This is a genomic window from Vibrio chagasii (assembly GCF_002954585.1).
Classification (GTDB): domain Bacteria; phylum Pseudomonadota; class Gammaproteobacteria; order Enterobacterales; family Vibrionaceae; genus Vibrio; species Vibrio chagasii_A.
Genome location: NZ_MSCI01000010.1, coordinates 26127 through 36851 on the forward strand (window position 1 = coordinate 26127; position 10725 = coordinate 36851).

Sequence of the window (10725 nt, forward strand, 5' to 3'; positions counted from 1 at the left end):
GAGGTATTAAATGGAATTTGGTTTAAGAGAGTATTTGGCAGAAGAAGGGCGCTTATTGGTGACAACACCGAGCTTTGACTTCGACTCTTACCCTGAAATTGGCGAACGCCTCGTTAGCTTGTTATCGGCTACGGTTGTTGAAAAACAGTGGGATGCTGACATGCACTCATGGCTGGTGGATTTTGAAGGGTGCCAGATGTTCTTAAAGTCGGAACACTACAGTGAATCTGTGTGGTTTGAATCTCTTAGTCCAGAAGCGAGCCGTGAAGAGTTCGATTATCTAGCCGCTTTGTTCAAGCGTGGCTTCTAACTGTTAACATTGCCTCTAAACCTAGTTTCTCGCTACTGAGCTTTAAACACCTTCTAGCAATAAAAGTGAGAGTAAACGTTTGCATATATTCTCACCGTTGCAGCTAAAATTGATTAATGTATAATCGCCCGCCGCTCGATAGAGCAAATGATAGATACATTTTTCATTCACATTATTGGTAAGAGCTTTCTTTATTTCGATAGAGAAATGACTCGATTTGGGTTCCCTCACCCCCAAACCAAACTAAAAAGGTACAGCATGAGTAACTTTACCCCAGCGCAACAGCGCAAAGCCCTAGCATTATTAGTTTTGTTCCACTTAGTGATTATTGCGTCAAGCAACTACTTGGTTCAGCTACCTTTTACCATCTTCGGTATGCACACCACTTGGGGCGCTTTCACTTTCCCATTTATCTTCTTAGCAACAGACCTGACCGTTCGCATTTTTGGCGCTCAGCTTGCTCGTAAAATCATTTTCTTAGTGATGTTGCCTGCACTGGCGGTTTCTTACTTCTTGTCGGTGGTGTTCTTTGAAGGGCAATTCCAAGGTTTTAGCCATCTGGGTGAATTTAACCTATTTGTAGCACGCATCGCTGCTGCAAGTTTCATGGCTTACTTGCTTGGCCAAATCTTAGATGTTCATGTTTTCAACCGCTTGCGTCAGCTTAAGCAGTGGTGGGTTGCGCCAACCTGTTCAACGCTTTTTGGTAATGCTATCGATACTATTGCGTTCTTTGCGATCGCATTCTACCAAAGCCCAGATCCATTTATGGCTGAACATTGGACTGAGATTGCACTGGTTGATTACGGTTTCAAACTTATCATCAGCCTAGGTTTGTTTGTTCCTATGTATGGTGTGCTTCTGAACTACATCGTTAAGAAGTTAACCGCCGTGAACCCTGACTTTAGAGTGACAGGTGCTAATGTGTGAGGGTCAGATTAGAAAGGCATTAGTGCAAAGATAATAAATAGCCCAAGTTAGTAGACTAACTTGGGCTATTTTACTTTTAGTGTCAGATATGATTAGACGAGGCATTCAATAGAAAGTGGCCAGCCAATGTCTGTTTGTCGATTCGATTCAATCTCTAGCTCTGCAGCGGTCAGCGGGTTGTCGGCTAGCCATTGCTTAGAGAGTGTTAGAGTTAGATTATTATCGTCAGCCGTTAGCGCAAACTCAGGCTCTAGCTCTGGGTTACGACGATGCGTTAATAGAATCGCTAGACGCAGAATACGTAGGATACGTTTACTGCTTGTGCCTGATACTGCGTGTTGTTCTGGCAGTGACGTTAGCTGTTCACGGTAGCGTCGCGTTAATTCACCTAGGTAGTGTTTCTGTGCGCGGGTGAAACCAGGTAAATCTAGGTTCTGCAGCAGGTAAGCACTGTGTTCACCGCCTTTCTTGAAGTCGATGGTTAAACCGATTTCATGAAGTTTGGCTGCAGTTTGCAGTAGGACACTAGCTTGAGGTTCTGACACCCAAGCTTCGCCGCCTGCTTGTTCTAGCAGAGTCTGCGCTGCTGCTGCGACTTGGTCGCCGTAGCTTACGTCCATCTGGTAACGTGATTGAACGCTCTTGATAGTGCGAGCGCGGATATCGTCTTGGCGAAGCTCATCAACCATCTCGTAGGCAAGGCCTTCACGCAGTGCACCACCTGCGAGTGTCATCGAGTCGATCTTAAGCAGTTCAAAGATAGCAATCAGGATAGAAAGACCGCTAGGGAACACCAAAGCGCGCTCCAGGGTTAACCCTTCTATTTCTAGCTCTTCTAAGCGCTCAGTAATCATCGCTTGTTTTTGTAAGCGCTTAAGTTTGGTATGAGTGATAACCTCATCCATGCCTTGCGCTAACATGATTTCTTGCAGTGCTTGAACTGTACCACTAGCGCCAACACACACATCCCAACCGATATCGGTGTAGCTCTCTAAGATAGGAGCTAAAGTCGATTTCGCGGCTTCAATTGCGTTGTCGAAGTTGGTTGCGGTTAATTGGCGGTCTTTAAAGTGGCGCTCAAGCCATGTTACACAGCCCATTTTTAGGCTAGTCAACGCTTTTGCTGAGAAACCTTCACCGATGATCATCTCGGTACTTGCGCCACCAATATCCACTACCAGTCGGCGGCCGCTGCCACCAGAAGTGTGTGCCACGCCTTTATAGATAGTCGCAGCTTCTTCTTCACCGGAGATAACATTGATGTCGTAGCCAAGGATCTGGTTCGCTTTCTCAAGAAAGATATCCACATTGGTTGCGGTACGTAGGGTCGCTGTACCAACAATGCGGATATTTTCTTTCGGAATGTCCTGCAGTCGCTCTGCAAAGAGACTCAAACAGTCCCAACCGCGCTGCATAGCTTCGGTACTAAGCGCATTATTTTCATCTAAGCCTGCAGCTAAACGCACTTTGCGCTTAATCTTAGCCATGGTTTGTACGCTGCCATCGATATGACGCACAACGAGCATATGAAAACTGTTCGACCCGAGGTCGATTGCAGCGTAAAGCGGGGGTGACACTGTTTGACTCATAAGCGACTAAGCTTCCTTGTTGTGACGCGGTTGGCGTGGGCGACGGTTCTGGTTTGGTTTACGGTTACCGTTGCGTGAGCCATTGTTGTTTGAGCGGCGTTGTTGCGGGTTACGTGTACGTAAGCGCAATGGTGCTGGTAGATCTTCTAGCAGTGCAGAAGCGTCGTAGTCAGACACTGGGATCGCGTGCTCAATGTACTCTTCGATTGGTGGCAAGTTGATTGCGTAATCTTCACAAGCAAAGCTGATCGAGTGACCACTTGCACCAGCACGACCTGTACGGCCGATACGGTGAACGTAATCTTCACAATCGTCTGGTAGATCGAAGTTGAATACGTGCGTTACTTGAGGAATGTGTAGGCCACGAGCAGCAACATCGGTTGCAACCAGTAGGTCAACATCACCTTGAGTGAATTGCTCAAGAATCTTTTCACGTTTCTTCTGTGGTACATCACCAGTCAATAGGCCAACACGGTGACCATCGGCAGCCAAATGGCCCCAAACTGATTCACACTTGTGCTTAGTGTTAGCGAAGATAATAGCGCGCTCTGGCCACTCTTCTTCTACTAGTGTCTGTAGCAGTGCCATCTTGTGTTCGTTAGAAGGGTAGAACAACTCTTCTTTAATACGGTGGCCTGTTTTACGCTCTGGCTCAACAACAACATGCTCTGGGTTATGCATGTGTTCGAAAGCCAACTCTTGTACGCGGTAAGACAGAGTCGCAGAGAACAGCATGTTCAAACGATCTTTAGGTTCAGGCATACGACGGAACAAGAAGCGGATGTCTTTAATAAAGCCCAGATCGAACATACGGTCTGCTTCATCCAATACAACTGCTTGAATGTGGTTAAGGTTAAATACCTTCTGCTTGTAGAAATCGATAATACGGCCAGTGGTACCAATTAAGATATCTGCGCCTTCTTCGATCTTACCTAGCTGCTTGTCGTAGCTTTCGCCACCGTAAGCCAATGCTGCTTTGATACCAGTACTTGCAACTAGAGGTTCAGCATCGTTGAAGATCTGAATCGCGAGTTCGCGTGTAGGTGCCATAATAATCGCACGTGGCTGGTTAGGCTTACGCCCTTCATGCTCAGGTGTTTTTAGTAGGTGGTTAAAAGTAGCAGTAAGAAACGCAAGCGTTTTACCAGTACCCGTTTGGGCCTGGCCTGCAATGTCTTGGCCGGTGAGCAGTACCGGGAGCGCCAAGGCTTGGATAGGGGTACAATAATCGAACCCTTTTTTCTCCAATCCTTCAATGACTTGCGGGTGTAAATCCAAGTCGGCGAACTTTTGCTCTGTGATATGCGTCTTTTTCATTGCTATAGAATATCAGCTTAAGCTTGCAATACGAAAGTAAATACATTCCAATAGGGCATCTATTTACTGGTTATCATCCAACCAGTTCTAAAAAATACATTGGAGTGGAAGATGAGTGATAAGATTTTGCAGCTAACTGATGACGGTTTTGAGAACGATGTGATCAACGCTGCAGGCCCTGTTCTTGTTGATTTTTGGGCAGAATGGTGTGGCCCTTGTAAGATGATTGCGCCGATTCTTGATGAAATCGCAGACGAGTACGAAGGCAAGCTCACTATCGGTAAACTTAATATCGACCAAAATGCTGGAACACCACCAAAGTTTGGTATTCGCGGCATTCCAACGCTTCTTCTTTTCAAAGATGGCGGCGTAGCAGCGACTAAAGTTGGTGCATTGTCTAAAACTCAACTTAAAGAGTTCCTAGACGCTAACCTATAATCAGGTGAGTATTTGATAAAGAAACCGTGCAGTTAACAAATGCACGGTTTTGTTTTTTCTAAGCTATGGACTAGTCTTAGTTTTAGTGCTAATTTATCGCACGTTAATTGAACGAATTTCTCTTCTTGGTCGATCCTGTGACCGAATCCCTCTTAACTAGAAAACAGATCTTATTTTGACTAAACAAGCATCCACCACAATGAATCTTACAGAACTGAAGAACAGGCCTGTGTCTGAACTTGTTAAACTTGGCGAAAGCCTAGGCCTTGAAAACCTAGCTCGTCTAAGAAAACAGGACATTATCTTCGCTATCCTTAAAGCACATGCAAAAAGTGGTGAAGACATCTTCGGTGACGGTGTTCTTGAAATTCTGCAAGACGGTTTTGGTTTTCTTCGTAGCGCAGACAGCTCGTACTTAGCGGGTCCTGATGACATCTACGTATCACCAAGTCAGATTCGTCGTTTCAACCTACGTACTGGTGACTCAATTGCCGGAAAGATTCGCCCACCTAAAGATGGCGAACGTTACTTTGCTCTACTTAAAGTAAACACGGTAAACCACGACAAACCAGACAACGCTCGTAACAAAATCCTTTTTGAAAACCTTACCCCTCTACATGCTAACGAACGCATGGTTATGGAGCGTGGTAATGGTGCGACAGAAGATATCACAGCTCGTATCCTTGACCTTGCATCTCCAATTGGTAAAGGTCAGCGTGGCTTGATTGTTGCTCCGCCAAAAGCGGGTAAGACAATGCTTCTGCAAAACATCGCGCAAAGTATCGCTCACAACCACCCTGAGTGTGAACTAATGGTTCTACTTATCGATGAGCGTCCGGAAGAAGTAACAGAAATGCAGCGCCTAGTGAAAGGTGAAGTAGTTGCTTCTACATTCGATGAGCCAGCATCTCGCCACGTGCAAGTAGCAGAAATGGTTATCGAAAAAGCGAAGCGTCTTGTTGAACACAAGAAAGACGTGGTTATCCTTCTGGACTCAATCACTCGTCTAGCGCGTGCATACAACACGGTAGTACCTTCATCAGGTAAAGTACTAACTGGTGGTGTAGACGCAAACGCACTTCACCGTCCTAAGCGTTTCTTCGGTGCAGCTCGTAACGTTGAAGAAGGCGGTAGCTTGACTATCATCGCAACAGCACTGGTTGATACTGGTTCTAAGATGGATGAAGTTATCTACGAAGAATTCAAAGGTACAGGTAACATGGAACTGCACCTTAACCGTAAGATTGCTGAAAAACGTGTATTCCCTGCGATTGATTTCAACCGCTCTGGTACTCGTCGTGAAGAGCTTCTTACTAAGAACGATGAACTACAGAAGATGTGGATCCTGCGTAAGATTGTTCACCCAATGGGCGAAATCGATGCAATGGAATTCCTTATCGACAAGCTAGCAATGACGAAAACGAACGATGAGTTCTTTGACGCTATGCGTCGTCAGTAATCTTGATTAGCTGATAGTTATTAGAAAGCGCTGCCCTCGGGTAGCGCTTTTTATTTGCATTTTGTAGCGTCAGCTTGCAGAATGACCAAAAGTGTTACAAGGAAGTTAAAATGCAACATGGACTGTTGTCATCATTACTCTTGTCTACTTCACTGTTACTTTCACCGGTAGGTACTGTTAATGCCACCGAGATGTCTCCACATACAGTAGAGTCTTGGCTTGAGAATGATCAAGTAAAACTAAAAACTGCTGAATTGCTTGAGCTTGTCGTGCGCGATGAAGTGAATTCGTTACGCTTTGCACTTGAGCGCCTGACATTTCCCCAGCAAGAGGTGGCTCGTTACCAACTCTTGAAGAAGATTGAACAGCAAAAAATCGTACTCACACCTAAGATGTCTATCTTTGTGGAGCAACAGCTCGCTATTACGCCAACCTACCAAGTATTAGAGCGTGGAGATGGCTATGAATTTACGGTTCCAGCCTTTAATTACCCTTCGATAGCAAACCGCTTAATCAAACAATTCCGTGCTGACCAAAATACCTTGATGTTTGTGCTCGATGCAGAGAAACAGAACCTCAACCTTAAAGAGTGGCTAACTGGGTCTGAGCATCAGGTCCAAACTCGAGAAGCGCTACTCATAAGAGAATTGGATAGCTTGTCTCCAGAGGCTGTGAATTACTTAGCAAAACAGCTAACAGAGTCGCCGATAGTCAGCTGGTTACCCTCTACCGAAGTAGTGGTTCGATTGGCACAGGTGAGCGAAGACCCAGATGTTTATCAAATCCTCTGGAAGATGAAAGCCGATTATCATAGCCAAGCTGAACTGGTTCGTCTCGCTGAGAGTAAATCCCCATTTGCCTTAGAGCAGGTGATGGCTGCAACGAAAAATCCAAGATTAAAAGAAGAAGCGATTACTTTGCTGACGAGAGTGAACCCACTGTCAGAAGAGGTGAAAGACTTTTTAGTTTCTCGCATGGCGATTGCTGATGATGCGCCATTGGTCGCTCGTGAGTTGGCAAAACAAGGGCACACTAATTGGTTGCAAGAGCTCGTGAGTGACAACCCACAAGTTAAAAGTTCAGTGATCCAACAAGTGCTTCCGTAACTGGGTTTTACCTCTCAATAACCTTACTAAAAAGGGGGATCTCACGATGCCCCTTTTTGATATACTGAGCGCAGAATAATCAGCATGTAGAAGTTCTATGAGTTTTAAAGATTTACGTGATTTTATCGACCATCTTGAAAGCATTGGTCAGTTGAAACGCATTTCTCACCCAGTCGACCCAGACTATGAAATGACCGAAATTAGCGACCGTACTCTACGTGCTGGTGGCCCGGCTCTTCTGTTCGAGAATCCGATAGGTTATGACATGCCTGTTTTGACCAACCTATTTGGTACCCCTAATCGTGTAGCGATAGGCATGGGACGTCAGGAAGTTAAAGAGCTGCGCGAAGTGGGCAAGTTATTGGCTTACTTAAAAGAGCCAGAGCCGCCGAAAGGTTTTAAAGACGCGATTGATAAGTTGCCCGTGTTCAAGCAAGTATTGAACATGCCGGCTAAGCGTCTTCGTAAAGCAGCATGCCAACAAGTCGTGTGGCAAGGCGACGAGGTCGACCTAGATAAAATTCCAGTAATGAGCTGTTGGGCTGACGATGTCGCGCCACTACTTACTTGGGGTTTGACGGTTACCCGTGGTCCGAACAAGAAACGCCAAAACTTAGGTATCTACCGCCAACAAAAGATTGGTAAGAACAAAATTATCATGCGTTGGTTGGCTCACCGTGGTGGTGCGTTGGATCTACGTGACTGGGCTGAACAGAATCCAGGTAAGCCGTTCCCAGTATCTGTCGCGTTTGGCGCTGATCCTGCAACGATTCTTGGCGCGGTAACACCAGTGCCAGATACCTTATCGGAATACGCTTTTGCAGGCCTGCTACGTGGTAGCAAAACTGAAGTGGTTAAATCGATCAGTAATGACCTAGAAGTCCCTGCGAGTGCTGAAATCGTGATGGAAGGTTACATCGATCCGAATGAATTCGCTGACGAAGGGCCTTACGGCGATCACACTGGTTACTACAACGAGAAAGAAAAGCACAACGTGTTTACTATTACTCATGTAACCATGCGTGAGAACCCGATTTACCACAGCACATACACAGGTCGCCCGCCAGATGAGCCAGCGGTACTGGGTGTTGCATTGAATGAAGTGTTTGTTCCTATTCTTCAAAAGCAATTCCCAGAGATAGAAGATTTCTATCTACCACCGGAAGGTTGTTCGTATCGAATGGCAGTGGTGACCATGAAGAAGCAGTATCCTGGTCACGCTAAACGAGTGATGATGGGGGTATGGTCTTTCTTACGTCAATTCATGTACACCAAGTTTGTATTGGTGTGCGATGAGGATGTTAACGCTCGCGACTGGTCAGAAGTTACGGCTGCGATGTGCAAACATATGGACCCGTCTCGTGATACCTTGATGATAGAGAATACGCCAATTGATTCGTTGGACTTTGCATCACCGGTCGTTGGACTAGGTTCTAAGATGGGCTTAGACATCACTAAGAAGTGGGATGCGGAGCTAGCGTTGTCGCCTGATGTGCAATCTACACCAGAAAACAGCGATCATATTGAAGGTGGTTTAGCTGAACTAACCAAAGCTCATCCTGAAATCCTTGATATTCACCTGCAGAACGACAATGCCAGCATGGTTGTGCTATCGATAGATAAACAAGCTGCAGGTAATGGTAAGAAAATCATGGATGCGGTTTGGTCTCAATTTGATGAGAACAAGTTCGTTATTGTTTGCGATGGTGATGTTAACGTGAGTGACTGGAACGACATCATCTGGGCGGTAACCACCAGAATGGATCCAGCGAGAGATACCTTGTTCCTTCAGGATGAAACAGGGCACTCCCAAATGGGTCTCGATGCCACCAATAAGTGGGAAGGTGAATGCTTGCGTGAGTGGGGCGTTCCTATCACAAAAGATCCTGAGCTGGTCAAAAAGATCGATAGCATCTGGGAACAACTAGGAATTGTATGAGCTACCAAGTAGTCTTGTATCCAGAAAACATCAGTTTCACCGTAGAAAAAGGGCAAACGGTCTTGGATGCTGCGCTCAACAGCGATATCTATTTCCCTAACCGTTGTCAAGTTGGCGCATGTGCGATGTGCATGTGCAAAAAATTAGAAGGGCAAGTGAGTTACCACCTTGAACCCATGCTCACAGAGAAAGAGCAGCAACAGGGTTGGATTTTCGCTTGCCAAGCATTTGCAGAAAGTAATTTAGTTCTAACCTTTGCCGATTAAGGGTTAGTGAGAGGAAGAACATGACTATTAAATGTAAAGTTAAGTCTATCGAGCCTTTGGCTTGTAACACTTACCAAATCCTGCTTCACCCAGAGACACCAGTTGCCTTTAAAGCTGGTCAGTACCTGATGGTTGAAATGGGTGAGAAAGATAAGCGTCCATTTTCAATTGCGAGCAGCCCTTGTCGCCATGAAGGTGAATTAGAACTACACATTGGTGCTGCTGAACACAATGCTTATGCATTAGAAGTAGTTGAAGCAATGAAAAAGGCACAAGCTGAAGATGGCGATATCGCGATTGATGCGCCACACGGTGATGCGTGGATTAAAGAAGAGAGCGAACGCCCTCTACTATTGATTGCTGGCGGTACGGGTTTTAGCTACGTACGGTCGATCCTGGATCACTGCATTGCACAAAACAGCAAGAAAGAGATTCACCTTTACTGGGGTGCAAAAGACGAGTGCCAGCTATACGCGAAAGAAGAGCTTGTTGATATTGCAGAAAAGCATAGCAATGTACATTTCGTACCTGTAGTAGAAGAGGCGCCGGAAGTTTGGCATGGCCAAACTGGTAATGTGCTTGAAGCAATTACACAAAGCTTCGAATCACTGGCTGATTTTGATATCTATATTGCAGGTCGCTTTGAAATGGCGGGCGCAGCAAGAGACCTATTTACACAAAATAAAGAAGCAAAGCGTGACCATATGTACGCAGATGCTTACGCGTTTATCTAATGATTCCTTTAGATTTAGTGCAAAAAGAGAGCAGAAATGCTCTCTTTTTTATATTTAGGTGAACTATTAGACACTTAACCTCTATTTATTCATTTCTTATGAAAAAGTAGTTGCTAAGCTGAAAGGGTTCCCTATAATGCGACCCCCACTGAGACGGCAGGCGCCATAAGGCTTCAGCAATAATCAGTAAGACGGAAAGCGACAAAAAATTAATTTTCAAAAAGTGTTTGACACTGAATGTTAATTCGCTAGAATGGCCGTCCACTTCGAGAGGCTCCTTACTAAAAAGGAACGCTTAAGAAGTTAAGCTCTTTAACAATTTAAACCTATCAATCTGTGTGGGCACTCGTTGATGAATATCACTAAGTTTGTTTTCGCTTTTTAAAAGCAAAGGCAAATGTGAAACTTCGGTTTCAACTTGATTTCAATGAACTGAGTGACCAATTCGAATCGCAAGATTCGGCACAGTCAATTCACAGTCACTATTCGTAAGAATAGGGAATGTAATCAGTATTCATTGAGTCGACAAAATCTTAAATTGAAGAGTTTGATCATGGCTCAGATTGAACGCTGGCGGCAGGCCTAACACATGCAAGTCGAGCGGAAACGAGTTATCTGAACCTTCGGGGAACGGTAA

General features: G+C 45.2%; 10 protein-coding genes. 8 read left to right on the top strand and 2 right to left on the bottom strand.

The window, feature by feature from the left end; translation table 11 throughout:
• Nucleotides 1-10 precede the first annotated feature (10 nt).
• Together BTO10_RS23230 and BTO10_RS23235 are read left to right on the top strand one after the other, a co-directional pair.
• Complete coding sequence (locus BTO10_RS23230) at nucleotides 11-310, top strand: DUF3630 family protein (RefSeq protein ID WP_004741197.1); 300 nt, start codon at nucleotides 11-13, stop codon at nucleotides 308-310.
• A 258-nt stretch (nucleotides 311-568) separates the two neighbouring features.
• Entirely contained in the window at nucleotides 569-1240 is a 672-nt protein-coding gene (locus tag BTO10_RS23235; RefSeq protein ID WP_004741196.1) for a 7-cyano-7-deazaguanine/7-aminomethyl-7-deazaguanine transporter, read from the top strand.
• 92 nt (nucleotides 1241-1332) lie between these two features.
• Here the strand turns inward: BTO10_RS23235 and gppA are convergent, their stop codons facing one another.
• Nucleotides 1333-2829 carry a guanosine-5'-triphosphate,3'-diphosphate diphosphatase gene (gene gppA / locus BTO10_RS23240; protein ID WP_105025936.1) on the bottom strand — a complete coding sequence of 499 codons (1497 nt, stop codon included), beginning with the start codon at nucleotides 2827-2829 and terminating at the stop codon, nucleotides 1333-1335.
• A 6-nt stretch (nucleotides 2830-2835) separates the two neighbouring features.
• Nucleotides 2836-4146 carry an ATP-dependent RNA helicase RhlB gene (gene rhlB / locus BTO10_RS23245; protein WP_004741194.1) on the bottom strand — a complete coding sequence of 437 codons (1311 nt, stop codon included), beginning with the start codon at nucleotides 4144-4146 and terminating at the stop codon, nucleotides 2836-2838.
• A gap of 111 nt (nucleotides 4147-4257) precedes the next feature.
• Here rhlB and trxA point away from each other — a divergent pair, with 111 nt between their 5' ends.
• The 6 genes from trxA (at nucleotide 4258) to fre (ending at nucleotide 10088) form a co-directional block, all read left to right on the top strand.
• Nucleotides 4258-4584, top strand: a complete 327-nt coding sequence (gene trxA / locus BTO10_RS23250; protein ID WP_004741193.1) for a thioredoxin TrxA — start codon at nucleotides 4258-4260, stop codon at nucleotides 4582-4584.
• A 199-nt stretch (nucleotides 4585-4783) separates the two neighbouring features.
• Complete coding sequence (gene rho, locus BTO10_RS23255) at nucleotides 4784-6043, top strand: transcription termination factor Rho (protein ID WP_004741192.1); 1260 nt, start codon at nucleotides 4784-4786, stop codon at nucleotides 6041-6043.
• 110 nt (nucleotides 6044-6153) lie between these two features.
• Entirely contained in the window at nucleotides 6154-7149 is a 996-nt protein-coding gene (locus tag BTO10_RS23260) for a hypothetical protein (protein WP_105025937.1), read from the top strand.
• Nucleotides 7150-7246: 97 nt separating this feature from the next.
• The gene (gene ubiD / locus BTO10_RS23265) at nucleotides 7247-9088 is read left to right on the top strand and encodes a 4-hydroxy-3-polyprenylbenzoate decarboxylase (protein WP_105025938.1); all 1842 of its coding nucleotides are present in this window, start codon (nucleotides 7247-7249) and stop codon (nucleotides 9086-9088) included.
• Nucleotides 9085-9354: a 2Fe-2S iron-sulfur cluster-binding protein gene (locus tag BTO10_RS23270; RefSeq protein ID WP_008224727.1), complete on the top strand. Its 270-nt coding sequence runs from the start codon at nucleotides 9085-9087 to the stop codon at nucleotides 9352-9354. Before ubiD ends, BTO10_RS23270 begins: the two co-directional genes overlap by 4 nt.
• A 20-nt stretch (nucleotides 9355-9374) precedes the next feature.
• Nucleotides 9375-10088: an NAD(P)H-flavin reductase gene (fre, locus tag BTO10_RS23275; protein WP_004741188.1), complete on the top strand. Its 714-nt coding sequence runs from the start codon at nucleotides 9375-9377 to the stop codon at nucleotides 10086-10088.
• Nucleotides 10089-10725 lie beyond the last annotated feature (637 nt).

Bases quoted from the DNA above. Each gene is read 5' to 3' on its own strand.
- BTO10_RS23230 (WP_004741197.1), top strand. From the start codon at position 11: ATGGAATTTGGTTTAAGAGAGTATTTGGCAGAAGAAGGGCGCTTATTG.
- BTO10_RS23235 (WP_004741196.1), top strand. From the start codon at position 569: ATGAGTAACTTTACCCCAGCGCAACAGCGCAAAGCCCTAGCATTATTA.
- gppA (WP_105025936.1), bottom strand. From the start codon at position 2,829: ATGAGTCAAACAGTGTCACCCCCGCTTTACGCTGCAATCGACCTCGGG.
- rhlB (WP_004741194.1), bottom strand. From the start codon at position 4,146: ATGAAAAAGACGCATATCACAGAGCAAAAGTTCGCCGACTTGGATTTA.
- trxA (WP_004741193.1), top strand. From the start codon at position 4,258: ATGAGTGATAAGATTTTGCAGCTAACTGATGACGGTTTTGAGAACGAT.
- rho (WP_004741192.1), top strand. From the start codon at position 4,784: ATGAATCTTACAGAACTGAAGAACAGGCCTGTGTCTGAACTTGTTAAA.
- BTO10_RS23260 (WP_105025937.1), top strand. From the start codon at position 6,154: ATGCAACATGGACTGTTGTCATCATTACTCTTGTCTACTTCACTGTTA.
- ubiD (WP_105025938.1), top strand. From the start codon at position 7,247: ATGAGTTTTAAAGATTTACGTGATTTTATCGACCATCTTGAAAGCATT.
- BTO10_RS23270 (WP_008224727.1), top strand. From the start codon at position 9,085: ATGAGCTACCAAGTAGTCTTGTATCCAGAAAACATCAGTTTCACCGTA.
- fre (WP_004741188.1), top strand. From the start codon at position 9,375: ATGACTATTAAATGTAAAGTTAAGTCTATCGAGCCTTTGGCTTGTAAC.